22 protein-coding genes are annotated in these 21,001 nt (G+C 34.3%); 1 reads left to right on the top strand and 21 read right to left on the bottom strand.

Annotated elements, in window-relative coordinates; translation table 11 throughout:
• Nucleotides 1-233 precede the first annotated feature (233 nt).
• The 4 genes from MHB48_RS04595 to MHB48_RS04580 are packed head-to-tail and all read right to left on the bottom strand — an operon-like array spanning nucleotide 234 to nucleotide 2,944.
• Nucleotides 234-584: a flagellar protein FliT gene (locus tag MHB48_RS04595; RefSeq protein ID WP_342600382.1), complete on the bottom strand. Its 351-nt coding sequence runs from the start codon at nucleotides 582-584 to the stop codon at nucleotides 234-236.
• Entirely contained in the window at nucleotides 584-982 is a 399-nt protein-coding gene (gene fliS / locus MHB48_RS04590) for a flagellar export chaperone FliS (RefSeq protein WP_342600381.1), read from the bottom strand. Before fliS ends, MHB48_RS04595 begins: the two co-directional genes overlap by 1 nt.
• A gap of 43 nt (nucleotides 983-1,025) precedes the next feature.
• Entirely contained in the window at nucleotides 1,026-2,546 is a 1,521-nt protein-coding gene (locus MHB48_RS04585; protein WP_342600380.1) for a flagellar hook-associated protein 2, read from the bottom strand.
• Between the two features lie 17 nt (nucleotides 2,547-2,563).
• Nucleotides 2,564-2,944 carry a flagellar protein FlaG gene (locus MHB48_RS04580; protein ID WP_342600379.1) on the bottom strand — a complete coding sequence of 127 codons (381 nt, stop codon included), beginning with the start codon at nucleotides 2,942-2,944 and terminating at the stop codon, nucleotides 2,564-2,566.
• A 142-nt stretch (nucleotides 2,945-3,086) separates the two neighbouring features.
• Here MHB48_RS04580 and MHB48_RS04575 point away from each other — a divergent pair, with 142 nt between their 5' ends.
• On the top strand, nucleotides 3,087-3,896 hold the full coding sequence (locus MHB48_RS04575; RefSeq protein ID WP_342600378.1) for a flagellin: 810 nt from the start codon (nucleotides 3,087-3,089) through the stop codon (nucleotides 3,894-3,896).
• Nucleotides 3,897-4,213: 317 nt separating this feature from the next.
• On the opposite strand, the gene MHB48_RS04570 is transcribed toward MHB48_RS04575, so the two are convergent.
• From MHB48_RS04570 to MHB48_RS04490, 17 genes are all read right to left on the bottom strand, one after another.
• Entirely contained in the window at nucleotides 4,214-4,570 is a 357-nt protein-coding gene (locus MHB48_RS04570; RefSeq protein WP_342600377.1) for a hypothetical protein, read from the bottom strand.
• A 166-nt stretch (nucleotides 4,571-4,736) separates the two neighbouring features.
• Nucleotides 4,737-5,945: a flagellin lysine-N-methylase gene (fliB, locus tag MHB48_RS04565; RefSeq protein ID WP_342600376.1), complete on the bottom strand. Its 1,209-nt coding sequence runs from the start codon at nucleotides 5,943-5,945 to the stop codon at nucleotides 4,737-4,739.
• Between the two features lie 228 nt (nucleotides 5,946-6,173).
• The gene (locus MHB48_RS04560; RefSeq protein WP_342600375.1) at nucleotides 6,174-7,067 is read right to left on the bottom strand and encodes an SGNH/GDSL hydrolase family protein; all 894 of its coding nucleotides are present in this window, start codon (nucleotides 7,065-7,067) and stop codon (nucleotides 6,174-6,176) included.
• On the bottom strand, nucleotides 7,064-8,017 hold the full coding sequence (locus MHB48_RS04555) for a Gfo/Idh/MocA family oxidoreductase (RefSeq protein ID WP_342600374.1): 954 nt from the start codon (nucleotides 8,015-8,017) through the stop codon (nucleotides 7,064-7,066). Before MHB48_RS04555 ends, MHB48_RS04560 begins: the two co-directional genes overlap by 4 nt.
• Nucleotides 8,014-8,949: a Gfo/Idh/MocA family oxidoreductase gene (locus MHB48_RS04550; protein ID WP_342600373.1), complete on the bottom strand. Its 936-nt coding sequence runs from the start codon at nucleotides 8,947-8,949 to the stop codon at nucleotides 8,014-8,016. The genes MHB48_RS04555 and MHB48_RS04550 overlap by 4 nt, the downstream gene beginning before the upstream one ends.
• A 366-nt stretch (nucleotides 8,950-9,315) precedes the next feature.
• A complete protein-coding gene (locus tag MHB48_RS04545) occupies nucleotides 9,316-10,140 on the bottom strand; it encodes an SDR family oxidoreductase (protein WP_342600372.1) in 825 nt (274 codons plus the stop codon).
• The gene (locus tag MHB48_RS04540; protein ID WP_342600371.1) at nucleotides 10,137-11,084 is read right to left on the bottom strand and encodes a Gfo/Idh/MocA family oxidoreductase; all 948 of its coding nucleotides are present in this window, start codon (nucleotides 11,082-11,084) and stop codon (nucleotides 10,137-10,139) included. Before MHB48_RS04540 ends, MHB48_RS04545 begins: the two co-directional genes overlap by 4 nt.
• Nucleotides 11,078-11,863, bottom strand: a complete 786-nt coding sequence (locus tag MHB48_RS04535) for an SDR family oxidoreductase (protein ID WP_342600370.1) — start codon at nucleotides 11,861-11,863, stop codon at nucleotides 11,078-11,080. The genes MHB48_RS04540 and MHB48_RS04535 overlap by 7 nt, the downstream gene beginning before the upstream one ends.
• Nucleotides 11,860-12,576, bottom strand: coding sequence for an acylneuraminate cytidylyltransferase family protein (locus tag MHB48_RS04530; RefSeq protein WP_342600369.1), 717 nt, complete (start codon nucleotides 12,574-12,576; stop codon nucleotides 11,860-11,862). Before MHB48_RS04530 ends, MHB48_RS04535 begins: the two co-directional genes overlap by 4 nt.
• Nucleotides 12,573-13,634 (bottom strand): nucleotidyltransferase family protein, encoded by a 1,062-nt coding sequence (locus MHB48_RS04525; RefSeq protein WP_342600368.1) that lies wholly within the window; start codon nucleotides 13,632-13,634, stop codon nucleotides 12,573-12,575. The genes MHB48_RS04530 and MHB48_RS04525 overlap by 4 nt, the downstream gene beginning before the upstream one ends.
• Before the next feature lie 3 nt (nucleotides 13,635-13,637).
• Nucleotides 13,638-14,261, bottom strand: coding sequence for an acetyltransferase (locus tag MHB48_RS04520; RefSeq protein WP_342600367.1), 624 nt, complete (start codon nucleotides 14,259-14,261; stop codon nucleotides 13,638-13,640).
• Nucleotides 14,254-15,333 (bottom strand): N-acetylneuraminate synthase, encoded by a 1,080-nt coding sequence (neuB, locus tag MHB48_RS04515; protein ID WP_342600366.1) that lies wholly within the window; start codon nucleotides 15,331-15,333, stop codon nucleotides 14,254-14,256. Before neuB ends, MHB48_RS04520 begins: the two co-directional genes overlap by 8 nt.
• A complete protein-coding gene (neuC, locus tag MHB48_RS04510; protein WP_342600365.1) occupies nucleotides 15,330-16,457 on the bottom strand; it encodes a UDP-N-acetylglucosamine 2-epimerase in 1,128 nt (375 codons plus the stop codon). Before neuC ends, neuB begins: the two co-directional genes overlap by 4 nt.
• 3 nt (nucleotides 16,458-16,460) lie before the next feature.
• The gene (locus tag MHB48_RS04505; RefSeq protein ID WP_342600364.1) at nucleotides 16,461-17,615 is read right to left on the bottom strand and encodes a LegC family aminotransferase; all 1,155 of its coding nucleotides are present in this window, start codon (nucleotides 17,613-17,615) and stop codon (nucleotides 16,461-16,463) included.
• Entirely contained in the window at nucleotides 17,612-18,613 is a 1,002-nt protein-coding gene (locus MHB48_RS04500; protein ID WP_342600363.1) for an NAD-dependent 4,6-dehydratase LegB, read from the bottom strand. Before MHB48_RS04500 ends, MHB48_RS04505 begins: the two co-directional genes overlap by 4 nt.
• Nucleotides 18,614-18,896: 283 nt before the next feature.
• Nucleotides 18,897-19,247, bottom strand: coding sequence for a hypothetical protein (locus MHB48_RS04495; RefSeq protein WP_342600362.1), 351 nt, complete (start codon nucleotides 19,245-19,247; stop codon nucleotides 18,897-18,899).
• Between the two features lies 1 nt (nucleotide 19,248).
• A complete protein-coding gene (locus MHB48_RS04490; RefSeq protein ID WP_342600361.1) occupies nucleotides 19,249-20,967 on the bottom strand; it encodes a 6-hydroxymethylpterin diphosphokinase MptE-like protein in 1,719 nt (572 codons plus the stop codon).
• Nucleotides 20,968-21,001: the final 34 nt, after the last annotated feature.

Raw genomic sequence — 21,001 nt, 5'->3', positions numbered from 1 at the left:
GTCGAAATATGTGATGATTGAAATGAATAAGTATTCATTTTAGTAGGAACGAAGATTGCCCGTGACAAAAATTGAGTATTGTAAACAAGAATAAACACAGCACTTCTTCATTCACGTTCGGAGAACTGAAGGTAGATTCGAGCTTGAGAATGGCTTTGAAGTTGGAGGGGGTGTTGTTGTGTTAGAGGAGTAGATATAAAAAACGACTTTCGCTAGAGCAAAAGTCGTTTTTATCATTTCTTATTATCAAAATACATGCCATCAATTGTTTGTGTTGCAGCGTAGGGATTTGAATAAGAACCCTCATGACGTTTTTTTTGTTGAAGATCTTTAATGTCTCTCTTAACATCATTCATTACTTTGGATAAGCGTTTGTTGATGCCTTGATCAAGTTCCAGTAGATGGTCATATAAAGAATGTTCAGAAAGTACAGTGGAACCTAGCGCTTGAATAGATTCCTCTCGTTCATCCAGTAAAATGTTGATTTGATCAATAAACGCTGTGCGCTCTTCATCCAGAGGAATGTTCGTCAAATGGGAATATAGTCTTTCTGAAGTTTGTAAAAATTGCTCGACTTCGGCCATTAAGCCTGGCCTCCACTAAACTGCTTTTGGCGATTTATCTGAATAACCTGCTTCCATGTATCACGAAATTCAAGCGTATACCCCTCTACCTCTTCGATAGCTTGCACATCATTCGTGATGTTTGCTTCTATAAGTCGGTGATTCATATACTCATACATTTGCATCATTGACTTAGAAATTTCGATATCCATATTTAAGGTCACCATAAGCTCTTGAATAATTTTTTGTGCCTTTTGCAAATTAATGTTTTTCTCTTGAATGTTTTTTTCAACAATAGCAACCTTAGCTTTACCTAAAAACTTTAGACATCCATTATAGAGCATTAACGTTAACTCGCCCGGTGAAGCTGTGCTCACACTATTATTTTTATATGCTTGGTGAACCGATTGTGCTGCCAATACGATACATCTCCTTTTATGTTAAATCCAAAAAGCCATTAAGTTACTGCCCGCCACCCATTGCACCCATTAGTTGTGAAGATTGCGCATTGGCTTTGGAAATCGCTTTTTCCATTGCGGTGAATTGTCTCCAGTAGCGAGATTCTACATCCTTCAAGCGATCTTGGAAACGCGTAATTCGACTATTCGTATCGATTAAATTTTTTCCAATATCATATTGCTGGTCTGTGTAAGTTGCTTTACCAGCGCGTTTTTCAATGTTTCTAGTGACATCTGTAATTGAATTACGAAGACGGGTAACAATTCCACGAGTATCTCCTGATGCATCCGTTTTAGAACCTGATTGAGTAAGTGTTTGAACCACTTTTTCAGGATTTTCAGTTAATGCAGTTCGTAATTTTTCTTCGTCAATAATTAATTTACCACCGTCTGTATATACATTAGATGTAGTAATACCCATCTCAGAAATTGTATCTATCGTATTATCGCCGATTCCAGCAACTCGTCCATAAATAGCATTACGCATGTCACCTAAACCACTTCGTATAATAGAATCATTTTTTAATAGGCCACTTTTTGCTTTTTCATCCCAAAGTTCCTGCTCTTTTTCCGACATATCTTTACGCTGCTCAACCGATAATGGTGGAAAATCACGGTATTTCTTTTCTTTTAGCTGATCATTCATCCCAGAAATAAGCTCGTTATACTTAGAAACAAACTCTTTTACTTTATCGACCATTGAGTTGACGTCAGTTGTTGCTGTAATTGTTGTTGGAGCAGCACCAACGGCAGTAGTTTCTTTTAAAGTAATATTAAACCCAGCAATTGTGAAATTATTTGAGTTACGCTCTATTTTCGCACCATTAACTGTAAATGTTGCATTTTCACCGTTTGCAGCAAGTTTTTTGGAATCAACAAATCCTAATTTACTAAAAAAATCACTATCATCTCTATCAATGATTTCTGCACCTTCAGTACTTTTTCCACTTGCTTTTGTGCTTAAAGAAAACTGTCCAGATTTCTCATCGTAAAAGGCTGTTACTCCAGCACCCTTGTCATTAATCTGTTTAACAACATCGTTGATAGTATCAGTTGACTTAAAAGAGAATTCAAAATCTTTCATCGTACCATCAGCTTGCAGAACACCAAGTTTAACCTGTTGATCGCTCAATACACCTAACTCTGCCATAGTTGTTGTACTGGCTCTTTTAGTAATATCGTCTATTTGACCAACGCCATTGGAAGATGATGCGAGCTTTTCAATAGAATCAATTGTTATCGAACCACTTGCTGCTGATGTAGCTGTTGATGAAAGAACTTTTTCGTTTGAGATACTTACTGTCTTTTTATTGAAATTGCTAGAATATGTAAAGTTATCGCGTAAATACTCATCAAAACTCTTTAGCTTTGTATTAATAGAACGGTAAGAATCACGCTGCCACTCATATGTTGTTTTCTTTTGTACTAATTTATCAAGCGGGATCCGCTCTGCTTTCATTAAATCTCCAACAATCTGGTCAATATCCATTCCCGACGCTAAACCGCCAATTCTCAATCCTGCCATCAAAAAACCTCCTAGTATTATATCTTTTCGTCCACAATCATTCCTAAAAACTTTTGCATCGTGTAATATGCATCTAACAGTTTGCGAGGAGGAACTTCCCGAATAACCTCATCTGTTTTTGAATCGACTACCTGTACAAAATAACGCTCTAGTCCCTCATGCATAACAAATTTCGAACTATGATTTTGCAAAGTCATAAAATCATTTAATGCATCAACTGCTTTTTGCACTTTTTCTTTCGGCAAAGCTTCTTTTTCATTTGCCTTTTGTTCAGCTTGCATCATTTTTTTTAAAGAATTTTCCGTCCCATTTGTTTGTGTAGCTTCCACAACTGCATCCTTGCTAGGCTGTGCTGTTACAACAACATCTTTCATTTGTGACTGAGCTGAAATACGCATCCTTGCTATCCCTCCCACATGTAAAACTTCTTGTAATATATATCGGTATATTTTTGGGAACTTTCAGTGACTATCAAAATTTTTCAATGTAGTGCCGATAATAATAACGAAGCTAATAAAATTTCACATGGAGGTGACACAATTGAAGCTACAAAATCAGGCATGGATAGCCTTCTCTACAAATAGGTATCAAAAAAATGATTCTGCCATTACAAAGACGCTTGAAAAATTATCAGGTGGTGACAAGCTAACACGGGCTGCTGATAATGCTTCTGGCTTATCTATTTCGGAATCAATGCGAGGACAAATCCGCGGATTAGCTCGAGCACAACAAAACATACAAGATGGAATTTCTGTACTAGAATCCACAGATGCTGGACTTAAACATGTTAGCGGTGTTTTGCAACGTATACGAGAGTTAGCTTTACAAACTTCTACAGAAACAGTAACTGACAATGATCGTACTGCAGCGCAAAAAGAATTAGACCAATTACTTCAGTCCATTGATGACACTGCTGAAAAAATGGAATTTAACACGCAAAATATCCTTGGGGACGTGCGACCACTTTACATACATGTTGGCGCGAATACAGGACAAACTTTACGTATCGACACGGTAGACGTCAGCACGGCTACGTTAGGTATTGAAATTGCAAAACTATCTACTAGAAAAGAAGCAGAAGAACTGATCACAAAAGTAGATAAAGCTCAATCGATCATTTCTAAACACTTAGCAAACACTGGATCGGACTATGAAGCACTCACGCACCACAAAGAAAACGTCTCCAATATTGAAGTAAGTTTGCAAAAGACAGAATCTCTCATAAGAGATCCTGATATGGCGCTAGAGATGATGGAATTTGTAAAACAGGGTATACGCCAAAAAGGGGACGAGCTCCTTATTCAGCAAACAAACAAAAATGTAAGCGATGTATTGCAATTATTTAAGTAATTGAAAACCACGTACTTATTGCCATAGTTACAATAAGCACGTGGTTTTTAAATACTAAAGATCATGAACTTCTTACGTCCAGAAATAATTGATGAAAGTCTTACTCTGACAACGGTTTGCTGTAATAATATCTTTGTGCAAAGTTTACTTTTAATTCTTCCATCAAACTCATTTGTTCCTTTGTTTCGACGCCCTCCGCAACTACTTGAAATAAGGTTATGCGCTAAGTTAATGATTGATTTGAAAATCGACTAAACATGCTCGTCTTCATTTGCCCAATCCATACACTTCCAGTTTCGTCACTTTCTAATTGCTTTTTAGTAAGCATAGCTTGGTATCCATTCATAACTTTCATGTGCAGAAATTCTTTTTCTCGACACATTCGAAGCCAAAAATTCCTTAATTATAGGGTTGCTGGAAAGCTGCCGTACAACCTCTCCTTCTTGCACAAAAATAGATGTGATTTCCATCACTATGTTCTTACTTTCTAATCTAAGTTCCTTTTCAAATTGAGAGAGTAGCAAATTTTTCGACTGATGAAAGGAGTAATATCCAACAAGAAGCATGATCGATATAACAACAGTGACCATAGCGAAAACAACTTTTCCAGAAATCCCAATTCTAAGTTGCCTCTCACAGCCCCGTACTTGCGGGTCATCGCATACGGCTTCCATATTATCTCCTTTGGGGATGCAGGTCTAATACTTTTCCGCCACTACGGTCTATTAGAGACTCTCACCCATTAGAGAAAAGCGCTGCCAAACGCACAAAATATACCCTCCCGTTTAATATTCCATCATAAAATATAATTACCAAAATTACGGAATAAAACAGTATTTTTTAACTTTTTAGTAGCACTACCATATGAGCCATCGTAGAATATCCACTCTCTTTTAAAATATCTCGAACATTGACTAAATAGCTTGCATTGTGATCAATTGTTTTGGAATACGATTGGACAAGCTTAAGGACAATATCAGTTGTTAGTCCTTTGTGTGTGTTAGCCATGCCAATGAGATGTAATTTAATCAGTGCCATATTGACAATTAGCATTACATAGCTATCAAATAATCTTGGTTGATCGTTAGGAAATAGACTTTTGAACACATAATTCACTAAGTAATTTTCTAGAATGTATTCGTGCTCTTTCATATATGGAAAATAATATATTTCATTTGAATTGGTATATTTCTCAATAACCTTTTCCATTGCAGTCTCTTCCTCTAAGGAAAGTCCGCTAATCATATCCTGGAGGCAATCTAAATAGCGCTTACTAGTTAAACCATCCGTTATGCGGTATTCAATTAGTGATTTCCCCATATTCACTTGAAAGGATAGATTGGATGGTAGTTGTGAGATAGATTCTAAAAACTCATCATCCCCTAGTCTCTCCAGGTATTCTGTCATAATATAAGATAAATGTTCGGACATCTCTTTCTGAGACAATGCATCGATTCTTTGAAAAAACAATCCTAACACTATTAATCGGGTTTCAATGGATCGTCGACGATCTTGTAAAAGTTGTATTGTAAAAATGCGTAGATTCCAAAAATATGAATGTTTTGGACTCGTTTGAAAATCTCGATTCATAAAACCTGGTGTATTAGCAGGTTCCTCTTCTTCCAGAAAGTCAATTCCATTTGGATTAAGCAATGCAAGACGTGTCGCTTCTGGACATGAAAGAGTCAAGCTTTTCTCAACAGTTTCATCTACACGATTTAGCATTCTTGGATAGATTGCGCAAGTATTTGATAACATCTCTGGTCCAAGTAAAGCTTGCACTTTACACAAACCTTCATCATCTAAAAGGGAGCAAGCACCGTCCTCATTCATTTGAATTTTGGCATAAGAATCTTTAGAAGTATTAGGTCGATTACGACTCACACTTTTCTTAAGTAATTCTTTCATCAGAGGATGCTTCGTTTCACGATACTTTTGAAAGGTTTCTTTATCTACAATTACTTTCCAACCAGCACAACACGTATCTTCACAATCAGAGCCAATACATTGGAAGTTCTTCATATACGAGGGAACTAACACGTGTCTCATTTTCTCCTGCATTATTATCATCCCTTTGCTTAGACATGATACCTTCACTAATTATCTGTATAGTGATATCATTCTTCCCTATTCAAAAATTTAAATATATTAAACATGAAACTTCAAATAAACTATCTATCTCAGAAAGTAAGAGGTCGTTCTTAGATTTAGAAATAAGATTTAAGTACACTTATATTATTGATTACTTCATTTATTACGAAATACCATTTACAGTATCTAGAATGAATTATTATTTTCCATTTCAAAAACACTAATAATTCCCGAAATTTCTTTATCCTTTATGTTATTATCTTTTACATAGTCTATTAAAAGATTCATTTCTACTTTATCTTTTATTTCATAATATATGATCAATAAATTACATATATTATCGGTATTCATAGGATACTCTTTAAAAGATTTAGTGAAATAGTTCAAAGCTTCTCTTGACTTACCTTTATTATGTTTCTGTATTCCTAGATTAGTGAAGATGAAACCTTTTAGTATACAGATTAATTGTTCTGCAACTAATTTATTCCCATCCCGATTTAAATGATGATCATCAGGAAGTAGGTATCTTTGCGTTTGTTCAGAATCTACGTGTTTCTCCATGTCTACATAAAAAACATTTTTATTATCAACATGAGCTTTTAAAATTTCATTATATAGTCTAATTTCACTATTAATTCCAACAAATTTCTTTTCCATTTTCTTAGAGGTTGGAGATATTCCAATTATAATTAACTTACAAAGAGGTCTCATATTTAGTAACATTAGTATATTTGATAAATATTTTTCAAAACTCACTTTATCTACCATTTGTTTACCATTTAAACTTTCACGAAACCAACAATCAACTATGCCTACTTGTATAATAATCACATCAGGCTCATAGAAAAATAGATGATCTGTAAATTCCTCATAAACATTCTTCATAGTTTGAAATCTACGAGATCTATTTATCATCTCTATAAAGGGGTCCATTTTAAAATGTTCTAATAAATTCTTGTTAACAATTGAAGAATACGTATTTTCATATGCAACTGCCAACTCAGTTTCATCAGGAGAATAATTATTGATTCTGTTTGGCCGTGGTAAACCTAATGAATCCCCTGCTACTAATATTCTCATCTTTCTACCCCATTCATTCTTTCATAAATCTCTACCATTTCTAAACCTGTATTGATATCTAAAAGATTGGAAGACAATGATGTATTAAATAAAAAAGCGTTTGTTTGTTCATATAAACCTGGCTTATATTTACTATCAAGCTCATCGCTTATACAAATCTCTTCTATTGAGATCTGTCCTAAACGCTGAACATGTAATTTTTCAAAAGGTCTAAATATATATCGATTTTTATGCGTTAACAACTCAAGCTTCCAACTCCCAGGTGCCTGCCAATTAGCATGATAAGAAAATGGAATATCCTGTTCTGTTACTCCAGCACCTACGAATATGCTGCCTTTTGGGTGCCAATCCAGTTTACTTTGAACAAAGCTTTTTATTTCTTTTGGCCTTCCACCAATATAAAAAGCAGTATCTAATACATGAGTAGAGTTACCAATAAACCAATTATTCAATTGAAAGGTTGTTTTATTTAGGTTTTCTACCACATGACTCCATTCTGTAAATTCAAATGAAAATGATTGTAGTCCTCCATCTTTTTCTATCAATTTCTCCGCTTTCATAACAGATGCATAGAATCGTCTATTATATGCAATATAAACTTTAGCATGATACTTTTCAGCAGCAGTCCCAATTTTTTGCATACCTTCATAAGTGACTGAAGCGGGTTTTTCAACTAATATATTTCTAATTCCTTTTTGAAGTAGATACAATGTATTTTCTTCTAGACTTTCAAGACTAGTTGCAATAATAGCATGAGTTGGATTAAGAAAATTAGCTTCAAAAACCGTTTCCAATCCCCCTATTAACACAGACTTTCCCGTCTCTGCTTCAAAATTCTTTCCAGACTCTTTACTTCGCCCTACTACCGAATAATTAACATTTAAAGCATCCAATACTTTAACATACTCTTTTGCCATATAGCCGGCACCAACTAGTAAAACATCCATCATGTTATCTCTCCTACTCGATCACCTTGAAAATCATTAAAAGCCTTCAATAGAATTAGATGGTCCTGAACTGCTCTTTCAAATGGAACAAGAGAGCATGCTCCCGTTTGAATCAACTGTTCAAAAACCTTATTGGTCAATTCACTCTGATAATACACTGGAAATTTATTAATCGTCCCATCTATATTAATTTCTTGCTTTTGTTCACTAATATTAATAACGCGTTCATTCCATTGAATTTTAATTTTTGATTCTAAAGAGCTATTAATTACTGATGTAAGGTTTAACTGATGACCTGATTCTGAAATTACTTTTAGTGTGCCAGAAAATTCTATGTAGCCAGGTCTTTTATTTTCTAGAATGTCATCATCTAATCCTGAGATATCGATATTTACATTACTTTCGCCTGTTAAATAAAAGAACAGATCTAGAAAATGAATAGAATTACTTCCTAAGTTCCAATTACTCCCTTGCACCTCGAGTTTAATATTCTTTTCATTAAATAGAACATCTCTTAATTCTTGATAATTCGGCCACATTCTTCTTGCACAGTTTACATAAGTATTAACTCCATTTTCTCTTATTAATGAGAGAGCCTCATCATATTCATCAATTAATGGAAATAAAAATTTTTCCAACAATAAATATTTAACATGAGAATTGTTTAATAACTCTCTTAAAGCTTGCAAACGTTGCTTAGAATTTGTTGATATTATTACGAAATCTAATTCTTGTGGTAATCCTACAATTGACTGCAAACTAATAAGTCTTTTATTCTCATGACTATTTACCTCTAAAAACCTTTGTTTACTTATTTCAAGTGATTCCTCAAAAGGATCGACTATATATATATTTAATTCATTTTTATACTTTGTAATACCTTGAAGATGTCGACTTCCTAATTGTCCAGCCCCTATAATTGCTACGGATTTCATACTAATACTTCCTTTAATGTTTTTATTTATCCATACAATTTTCTATCATGAAATTTAACTATATAATCTATTTACCACGATATAGAGTGAATAATAAAACCAATTGTTTATATTACTTTAAATACATGTGATTTATTGTATAATTATGGACACCACATCAGATTAAGACATCCTTTTCAATAGTTATATTTCAATCGACATTAAACATTAGCCATTCGCATAATCTTAGGTCTAATATCTACACTCCCACTAATATAAATATTTGAATGCCTTACAGCATGTGCTCTATTTTAGATTCTAGATTCTCATCAAAATAAAGAAACTTCTCTATATATTTTTTTCTGTAAAGTGGCTAAACGAAAAATGTCACCAAGCACTCAATCCACCATCCACAATGATATTTTGTCCCGTTACGTAGCTTGATGCATCAGAAGCTAGATAAACTAATGCACCGGTCATTTCCTCTGGTTGTGCCATTCTACCTAATGGGATACGATTACTGTAGTTTTGTTTGAATGTATCATTTTGACCACTTTCTACTCCACCTGGGGTAATCGTATTTACTCGAATACCATCTTTTGCCCAATAAGTTGCTAAGTATTTAGTGAGGCCTACTACTCCCGCTTTCGAAGTTGCATATATAGCTGGTGTATTTATCTGTCTATCTAAATAATAGGACCCTTCATAAATACGATTATCAGGACCCATAACTCCATAAATGGAGGATGTTTGGATAATAGATCCACCTTTACCTTGTTCCTTCATCACTTTTCCAACATGTTTGGCAACAAGAAACATACTATCCAAGTTGGTGTTCATAATTTCTTTCCACTGATCCAAATCATAATCTTCAAATGGAGCGAAAAAAGCGTTTAAGTCACTTGATTTTCCTGCTGCATTATTATGTAAAATATTTATTTCGCCAAATTCATCTACAACTGCTTGTACCATTTGTTTAACAGATTCCTCCGAAGTTAAATCACAATAAAAAGGTATTGCTTTTCCACGATAATTATCATTTATTTGTTTCACAACTGATTGTGCAGCTTCAATATTTATGTCAATTACAGCTACATCTGCACCTGCATCGGCGAGACCCATACAAAAATGACTACCTAGGATACCCGCCCCACCTGTCACAATTGCTGTTTTTCCAGTTAAATTAAATAAATCATAAAATGATTTTTTCACAACGACCCCTCAAATTCTATGTCTGAATATATTTCAGTTAGCTCTACAATTCTCTTTTCTGTTTTAGATATCCTACCTGCTATTAATAGTGCTATAGAGATAAAAGTATTATTGGGATTGTAAAGTACTTCTTCTTCCTCTACAAGCTTGACAAAACGATACAACATTCTTCTAAACATTGTAAAATTATCTTCAATTTCTACACTACAACGTTTATTAGTTCCCCAAACTTCTATATTAAAAGTTTTAGGTGCATCTTCAAGAATATTAATAGTCCAAACTAAACCGCTTTTGAATGTAACCACATATAAATTTGCAGCTGAATTTATAAATTCAATTGAAATTGGTTGTTCATCTAATAATCCTAATACCCCGTCTATTATATGTATACCGTATTTCTCCCAATTAATAATTATTGAAGATTGAATTACCTTTAGATTTCCGAATTCACTAATTCCTGCTCTTGTGTCGTCTAATTCTTTTGCAAAACGTAAACCAGCAACTGACATCAATTGTCCATTTAAAAGGTATTTCTTAAAATACTTTAATTCTTCCATGTCTAAAGTTAATGGCTTGTCTATAAAAACTTTAATACCTGACTCTAGAAATGGTCTGGCCATCTTATAGTGGTTTTCATAATCATCTCTTGCAATTATTACACCATCTATCTTACCAATCATATCCTCGTAATTAGAAACTACAGTTTCAATTTTACAAGATATCGCAATGTTCTTACTAAGAACTTCATTTTGTGTCCAAATATGTGTTACTTTCGCATTACTTATTCCAAACTCTGAAATATCACGCTTTTTGACATAGTTATAGATTACATCCCAACCAGATTTTCCAAATCCTACTTCATCAAATCCATTTATGATGGCACTAAATGAATAAGGATGACCGTTTCCCTCTGATAAGCCTAAAAGACCTATTCGAGTTACCAAGCTCCCCATCCTCCATCAACACAAATATTTTGCCCAGTCATATAAGATGACGCATCAGAGCATAAAAGGGCAACTACGCCTTTTAGTTCATGTGGTTGTCCAATTCTATTCAACGGATTTTTTGAGCTTAATCTTTTTATAAATTCCTCATCCTTTTGTGTTTCTGGAAATGGGAATGGTCCTGGACTTATACAATTAACGCGAATATTATAAGGTGCTAAAAAACTTGATAGATATTTACTAAATTGAATTACTCCAGCTTTTGCAGCCCCATAACTAGGTGGATTTGTATACTTTTCTTCATTGTACAATCTATAATCTGGTGCAACATGACCATACATTGATGCAGTATTTAAAATTACACCTTGAGAATCTTTTAATAAATGTTGAGTAGCCTTCACCAATCTAAATACCGAATTCAAACTCATATCAATATCGTATTCCCAATCTTCATCAGAAATAGAGTCAAATGAATTTTTATTACCTGACCAAGCATTGTTAACTAAAATATCCAACTTATCTATTTTCTCTACACACGACTTAATAGACTCCTTATCTAACAAATCTAACTCCATTGCATTAAACTTTTGATTTGGATACTGTTCACTTAATTCGAGAACTAACTGATTACATTTTTGAAAATCTCTACTCGCAATAATAATATCTGCCCCTTGTTCTGCTAAAGCTTCACACATTGCTGTGCCAAGGTAACCTGCTCCTCCTGTTATCAATGCGGTTTTTCCTGTTAAGCTAAATAGTGTTTTTAAAGAAATACTCATAAAAAATTACCTCTCTCCTCATTTTTTTTCATAATGGTCTCTGCAATTATAAAATCTATTGAATCATCAATGTCAACTGATCTTTCTTTTGGCATTATTATAGCGCCTTTTTTACCAAGAACTAACTCTCTACTAGATTGCATAAGTTCTTTCACTTTTACCACGTAAACTGCTCCATTTAATTGATATGCTTTGGGTAATTTTTGACGTGGTAACCACGGAATTACTCCCTCAATAAATGTATTCGGTATACCATCTTCAATCTTCCACGCTCTATGAGGATTCAAATCAGCCTCCTTATATGTAGCAATTGAATCTAATTTATCTATTTCGATTTTCTGAATACATTTACTTACATCTTCTGGTAATCTAAGGGGTGAAGTGGCTTCAAGTAATACAATATAATCGAATTGTTCATTTGATTTTTTTAATTCTTCTAAAACATATTTAATTGTTTCAATTACTAGAGCATCGTCACTTGCCAATTTACTAGGTCTAATTTGGACTTCTGCACCATGCTTAGTAGAAACATTTGCAATTTCTGAACAATCTGTAGAAACAATTACTTTATCAATTTCATTTGTTTTCAGTGCTGTTTCTATTGTCCATGCAATTAAAGGTTTCCCATTAAATTGCACAATATTTTTCTTTGGTATAGATTTACTACCTCCGCGTGCAGGTATTATAGCTAAAACTTTTTTATTTTCTATCAAAATGTAAACCTACTTTCATTTTCAAAAAACTCATTATTTGCTTTTTCAAAATCATCCATACGACCAATATCTAACCAATACTCACGAATTGGAAATGACGAAACATTTTCGCCCTTGTCCATTAATCGCTTAAACAATTCCGGCATGTCATAAAATTCATCTTTAGGTATTAAATCAAACGCTTCTGGACTAATCACGTAAATCCCTGCATTTACAAAACTTCTATGTACTGGTTTTTCTTTAATTGAAGTCAACCGCTGTCCATCGATTTCAATAACGCCATATGGAATTTGGTATTCATATTCTCGCACACACATTGTTGCCACTGCTTCTGTATCCTCGTGAAAGTATAAAAGCTGTTCAAAATTGACTTGTGTTAGCAAATCACCATTCATTACAAAAATAGGGCTAGTAGGTTTTTCTTTTAACAATGACAAAGCTCCTGCCGTTCCCATTCTTTTATTTTCTTCTATATAAGATATCGACACTCCGAAAGCAGCCCCATCTAGAAAATAATCTTGAATAACTTCCTTTTTGTAATTGACGGATATTATAAAATTAGTAAAGCCATATTGCTTAAAACCTTCAATAATTGTTTCTAAAATTGGTTTATTTCCTACGTTTAGCATTGGCTTTGGAATATTTTCTGTTAATGGGCGCAAGCGTGTGCCAAGACCACCTGCCATTAAAATTACCGTATTTTCATTATTTTTTGTAGCTGGATCGTCATCTGCAAAAATAATATCAATAATTTTATTATCTTCACTAAGAATCGGAATTTGCTTTAATTTATGCTTTTTTAGTAAATTTAAGCAATCCCTATATGTATTTTCAATGGAAGCACAAATAGGAGAAGGATTCATGATTTGTCTAATCGGAACATCCAATCCTTCTCCTCTTAATATCCCTCTACGAATATCTCCATCCGTTACGGTTCCAAGTAAACTTTGGTTCTTATCTACAACTGCCGCAAATTGCATGGTGGAGTCATCGATGATTTTCATCGTTTCTAAAAGTGTGCTATTTTCATTGACTAAGATGCTTCTCCAATTTTTCATCGACTACACTTCCTTTGCAGGTACTCCATAAGCTTTTTTGCTCGTACCTATATTTGAAATAACAACAGAACCTGCACCAATAAGCGTTTTTTTCCCAATTTCAACACCTTGGATAATAGAACTTCCCGTTCCTATATGCGACTCGTTCCCTATAATAACTCCTCCAGAAAGAGTCGTACCTGGTGCTATATGAACATGCGCACCAATTAAACAATCATGTTCAATAATTACCCCTGTATTAATAATCGTATTTTCTCCAATTTGTGCATGCGGTTGTATAATAGCACCAGCCATTACTTGTGTTCCCTCAGCTAGTATAGCAGTTAGCGAGACGATTGACTTTGGATGGATACAAGTAACAAATGTAAAACCTAATTTTTTCATTTTCACAAAAATGGTATGACGAACAGTAGAAATATGTACTGTTCCTAGTCCTAAAACAAGCTCCACTTCTTCTGGGCTATATGTTTCGATTATCTTATCTGTACCAAGATACTTTACACGGTATGAATTCGCTTCTTGGCTAGGTGCTGTATAACCAAGAATATCCCGTTGTTGAAGTAATAATATCTCTGTCAAAACAGATGCATGTCCGCCATTTCCTATTATAATTATCGGCTTATTCATCGATTTGTTCATCCTCAAGATAAAACTTAGTCGCTTTTTTACTTATTAATGACCAGTATTTTGATGGTGGTATACCATTACCAGGTCTTTTTATACTCATATTGGAAGCTTCTAATGTTTCTCCTTGTTTAATATCGCCACTTGCTACAATACTTTTTCTCGCTGCGATGCGATTTTTCATCTCCATTGCTGTTGGCTCTTTTATACCCGTTCCTTGCGCACGCTCTATTTGACGGATGCCTTCGATCATTGAAACTAATTCGGATGGCTCCAATGACGCCACATGATCTGGTCCTGGTAATCCTTTATCTAATGTAAAATGCTTTTCAATCACAGTCGCTCCCATAGCAGTTGCTGCGATTGGAACTGCAATACCTTGTGAATGATCTGAAAAACCAATAAATAGTTTAAGTTCTTTTTCCAACTGATTCATAGCTTTTAAATTAATTGTCTCAAAAGGAGCTGGATATTCCGTTGTACAATGAAGAACTGTTACGTATTTTTGTAAAACTTCTTTCGCTTCATTTGTTTGATAAAATGAACTAACACTATTAATTGAAACATCAACATTTGGTCTTGCTAAGCCATAGGCTACAAATGAAAGAGCTTCATGTATTTCATCAATAGTTGCCATACCTGTTGAAATAATCATTTTCTTTTGCTTAGTTGCAATATAGTGTATAAATGGTGAATTTGTTAATTCCCCAGAAGGAATTTTAACGGTCTGCATTTGTAATTCATCAACTAAAAAATCCACGCTATCGTAGTCAAACGGCGTAGATAAAAACTCAATTCCTATTTCATCGCAATAGTATTTCAGCGATTTAAATTGTTCAAACGATAATTCTAGCTTTTTCAACATTTCATATTGTGACGTTGCTTCGCCTAAATTTTCTACTTGATAATTTGCTTGCTGAGCCTCTTTTGTCACTAAATTCTCTGCACGAAACGTTTGAAATTTAACAGCATCTGCTCCTGCTTCCTTTGCAACATCTACTAATTTTTTCGCCATTTCAAAGGAGCCATTATGATTGACTCCTGCTTCGGCAATTATATACGTTGATTGACTCATATATCATAAAACTCCTTTTGTATCGCAAATGATAGAATTTTCTTTAATTCGGTCATGATTTTTTCTACCACATGTCCATCACCAAAAACTTGATCATAGGGACCTTTATACATTAAAGCACTTTTTATAGCATTCTCAATTGATTGAACTTCTAATGTACAATCAAATACTGAACTCGGTTTCTCACGTCCCGCTTGTCGTTCTCCACAATTAGCGGTCGGTGTTTCTAAATAAGGGACTTCAATCAAACCACTTGAAGAGTTACCTATAACTACGGTTGCCTCTTTCACTGCACTTAAATACCTCAATTGCCCTAAAGAATCAAATAAATATGCATTGTCGTGTTTTGACGTATAGTTTTCAAGGATTTCATTAATTTGACGTCCTCCATTATCCGCATTTGCCTTCGTAAACACCAAATTCACATGCTGGTATGAGTCCAATGCTTTCAATAAGGGATAAATACCGTCTGTTTGAAGATTTGTTTCAGGATGATAAGTAATTAAGAACATAGGTTTATCTTCATTTAACTGTAAATTCGCATACAGCTCTTCCTTTGTCATCAATGGAAGATTTATTATATTTTCTATACCAATTGCCCCTACGTTCCAAACTCGTTCTGGATTTTCCCCTAGCTGAATCACTCGATTTCGGTGAGACTCCGTACTTGTAAAATGCCATGTAGCCATTTTCGTAATCGAATGACGAATCGCATCATCATAAGCACCAAAAGTACACTCCCCCCCATGAATATGCGCTATTGGAATTTGCATGACAAGTGCAGTTTGAGCCGCTGCAAGCATCTCAAAACGATCACCTAATATTATGAGCAAATCAGGTTTTAATCGTTGAAATGCATCTGAAAATCCAATGGTTGCTAGTCCAATCGATTTAGCAACACCCGTAGATGTATCTGAAGAAAGTAACATTTCTACCTTTTCGTTAATAACAAATTCATCTGCTTCTATTTGTTTATATGTTAAACCAAATTCAGCTGACAAATGCATACCGGTTACTATGAGCTGTAGTTCAAAATCAGTTGATTGTTGGATAGCTCTCATTAAGTTGGATAATAGCCCATATTCTGCTCTTGTTCCAGTTACGACACAGATTTTTCGTTTCAAAGCCTACCCCTCCCTTACTGGCGTACTAGGGATATTAATAATTTTTTGATTGAGTCGTTCTGTAGTTGATAAATCAGCTTTTGGCATTTGCGCGTACAGCTTCAATTCGTGCATAGGTGTCCAAATCGGTCGACTCATTACTCCATTTTCATTTAAAAACGTTAGTACTTCGTCTCTTTTTAAAGTATCATCTAAAATCAATGTTTGTAGCCAATAGTTACTAGTCGTATGCTCTGGCTCTTTAAAGAGCGTTACACCTTCTAATGGCGCTACAAGTTCTTCAAAACAAGCTGTTAACAGACGTTTTTGCTCGATAAATTCTGGCATTTTTTCAAGCTGAGCGCAGCCTAATGCTGCGTTTATATTCGGTAAGCGATAGTTATATCCGATTTCATCATGTTCATATTCCCAACGATGTGGCACTTTTGCTGTTGTCGTAATATGCTTTGCATAATTTGCAAGTTCTTCATCATCAGTCAAAATGGCACCACCACCACCTGTTGTAATGATTTTATTGCCATTAAAGCTAAGTGCACTAACTTTACCAAAGCTTCCAGTATGCTTCCCTTTATAGTAAGAACCTAATGATTCCGCAGCATCTTCTACTAATACTAAATGATATTTTTCGCAAATAAGTTGTATTTCCTCTATTTCAACAGGATGTCCAAAAGTATGCATTGGCACGACGGCACGAATGATACGCCCTGTTTCTTTATTGATCAACTGATTTCCTATTACTTCACCAATCTCTAAAATATGAGCTTCTAGCTTATGCGGGTCGAGACCCAATGTCTTTTCAGACACATCTACAAAATGTGGAACTGCTCCTAGATAAGAAGTTGCATTTGCAGTTGCAATAAATGTCAGTGCAGGCATGAAAACTTCTTCATTCACTTGTACTCCTGCTACCTTTAACGCAATATGTAATGCAGCAGTTCCATTCATAACAGCAACAGCACGCTTTACCCCTGTAAAACGTGCTAGATCCTCCTCAAAACGTGTCACATACGCGCCAACTGACGATACCCATCCTGTTTCAATACAATCTGTTACGTATTCGAGTTCTTTACTATTGAAAGTCGGTTCATGCAGTGGCACAAAATCCTTCTTATAATGTTCTTTAATCTGACTTGTAAACGCTAACCATTGTGTATTCATATATTATATACATCTGCCTTATATTGAGCTAAATTCTTCGGATTAGTGAACCATTCAATCGTTTCTTCTAAGCCACGACGGAATCCATCTTTATTGCCATATTGAGGCTGCCAACCAATCAATTCTTTTGCTTTTTTATTTTCAGCCCATAAACGATTTACTTCACTTTTCTCTGGACGAAGGCGTTGTTCATCTGTTTCAATCGATAAATTCACACCCATAATGTCAGCAATCATTTCGGCTGTTTCTCCTATAGATACTTCATAGTTCGACCCAACATTAATTACTTCTCCAATAGATTTTGGTGAGTTCATGACAGAAATAAATCCGCCCACACTATCTTTTACATAGTTGAAATCACGCGTTGGGCTAATAGCACCTAATTTAATTGTCGTTTGTCCACTTGCTAATTGACTAATAATCGTTGGAATAACTGCACGTGCTGATTGACGAGGACCATATGTATTGAATGGTCGAATGACTGCTATAGGTGTATCAAATGAACGATAATACGATAAGGCCATTTGATCTGCTCCAATTTTAGAAGCTGAATATGGAGATTGACCTTGTAACGGGTGATCTTCGTCAATCGGTACATATTGTGCTGTACCATAAACTTCACTTGTAGATGTATGCACAACCTTCTCTACATTTAACTCACGTGCAGCTTGCACGATATTAAGTGTCCCATTTATATTTGTGTCAATATAAGTAGCTGGAGAATGATACGAGTAAGGAATAGCAATAAGAGACGCCAGATGCAGTACATGTGAGCACCCCTTCATCGCTTCTTTTACTCCAAATGGATCTCTAATATCTCCAGAGAAAATGTCTAATGATTCTTTCACTTCTTTAGAGGATTGATCTAACCATCCCCAAGAGTTAAAAGAGTTATAATAAACAAATGCTCGTACATCACACCCCTGTTTAACAAGTTCTTCAGTTAAATGAGAGCCGATAAAACCATCCGCTCCAGTTACTAGGATTTTTTTAGTCATATCTATTACACCTTTTCATGTTATTTACTGTTTATGGTATCGTACAAAATCTTTTTATAATCGGAGTCACTGATAATCGGTATCTATAAGTTTGTTTATCACCTGAGGTGAAGGTCTGTTATGATAACTGTATGAGGAACTTCCGATAGTTTTAGTTCACTTTTAGTGTTGATCCCAACATTACACAAAACAAGCCTTTTTAACTTCTTTTAGTAGTTCCACTGTTTGTTTTAATTAAGGTTCTGTCAACACATAATTTTCCCTTTTCGCAAATAATTCCATTTCATTGCAATCCAGAAACCTCTACATTTAGACATTCTAAGAAGAATGGTTGAATTTCATACTCAAATATATCGGCAACCAATACATAATCTTGTATCTCTAATCCATTGTTAATTTCTTGCAAAAAATAATTTATTTTATCTGTTCTCAAATCAACCGACAAGCTATTTTTATGAAATAAATCGCTTGCTTCCGATAACCATTTAGCACCATCGGTAAAATCTATAATTTGTTGCAATGCAAAAGTAATATGATTTCCACGCAAATTATCGGAAATTGTTTGGCATCCGGCAGGAACTTTTTTAATATATTCATTATAAGATTCAACCACTTCATATAGTACTTCGCTCATTCTATTCATCTCCAAGTTTTGTTTTTTTTATTTGATCTAATAAATTTTCTGTATATTGTCTTGAAAGGTTTGTTGCATTCAAAAGGCGATCATACAGAGTTTGGTTTTGTTCAAATACTCGCTTATATTCTCCCTCTATATTTTCTCCTTTTTTTGGTAAAAATCTCTCCAAAACATCCATTGTGATTGGTTCCACAATGCTATTCATTGAAACCTTTTCAAATAATTGTTTTAGTTTTTTATCCACTTGATTCAAGCCTATAATTGCTTTTTGACTAAACTTATTTTTAGAAGGATTCTCTTTTAAATGTCGTAGTCCTTTATTTAATTGAAGTGTGATTTCTTCATAATCTTTAATTTCTGCTTGAATTCTTTCATGTAGTTCTCGCCAACTCACCAAATCTATAATTGAACTCATCAAATCATTGTTCTCATTTTTCGCTTCCATCGGTTCAATGTCGTCACAAAATTCTTGAAAGGTTTTTTGGTTAAATCCTTTGATTCTCACACCACCCTCTGTACAATTAAAGAAACGCTTTACTTCTTCCGAAACTTCAGCAATCTGTTCAAAACCTTTTTTCATCGAAAGAAAGACAGTATCTGTTAGTACCTCGTTACCATCATATCCTTCTGTAAAGAAAGTTCTCCTTTCTTCTTTGAACTGATCGTTCACATTAGAAAAATATTTATTATGCTCTGCGTGGGTTTTGTTATCCGTGTAAGATAAATCTTGGCCAATCAACGCAATAGGACCGTTTGAAATATATTGAGCAATCGTGAGTGTGTAATTAGCGACCGAAGCACCTCCAAGTAACGTTGGTAAATTTTTTTTAGTCATTTTTTTAATATGTTCATAAACACCTGGTTCGAATACAGGAATAAAGCTGAATGCCGGACCTTTAAACTGTTCTCTAATTTTATAGTGGTTCCTTATACTATATATTAATTTAGATTTTTTAAAGGTACTATCTTTAAAATGATTATAATTCGCTATTGAACCATCTACTGAAACAATATAATCCGCTTCAATATCGTAGTGCAAAAGCGTGGTAACAGTTGATCCTGCTGCAATAAGGAGTATTTTATCTCTTACCTTTTTAAGCAAAGGAATTTGCTTTGTTAAGGAAGGGCCTCCAGAGGCTATCACTACTGGAAGATTATAGCTATTCTCTAATTTAGTTAAACTATCATCTTCAAAAACGTAAAAAAGATTTCGAATGTAATTTTCCTGCCATATTTCAGCAAAAAAATTGACTGTGTTAAAAAAAACAGTATTCATGCTCAAAACATCTTTTACTGTTTTCAGCACTACTTTATATTCGTTTGGAAATAATTTATCGTAATTTGGTGAACATATTAACTTTACATTTACATTATAATCGTTTAGTAAATTATTCAAGGCTGTTTCAATATTTTTTTCCGTAACAGCAGAGATTACATTATAATCTCCTCGATTTGTAAGCGATTCTATCTCTTTAAAGAGTGGGTCAATTATGATTAATCCGTCATTTTTAGTTAATTTATCTTTCAAAGCATCGGCAAAATAACCAAGACCCAAACCAAATAATATATGTACATGATTTTCGGTATATTGACTACTTGCAAACTGCTCAGCTTCTTTTTTCGGATTATATTTACTATGTAAAAAAAAGCTATTGACTTTCAATGTTGGAAATACTGTTTTCGTTTGCATTTTTTCGATGTTAAAATCTTGAATCACACTTTTCACCTCATACTTTATATCGACAAATACA

Origin of the sequence: Psychrobacillus sp. FSL H8-0483, assembly GCF_038637725.1 — a bacterium.
Classification (GTDB): Bacteria; Bacillota; Bacilli; order Bacillales_A; family Planococcaceae; genus Psychrobacillus.
The sequence above is the reverse complement of the archived record's forward strand: the minus strand, read 5'-3'. Positions and strand labels throughout refer to the sequence as shown.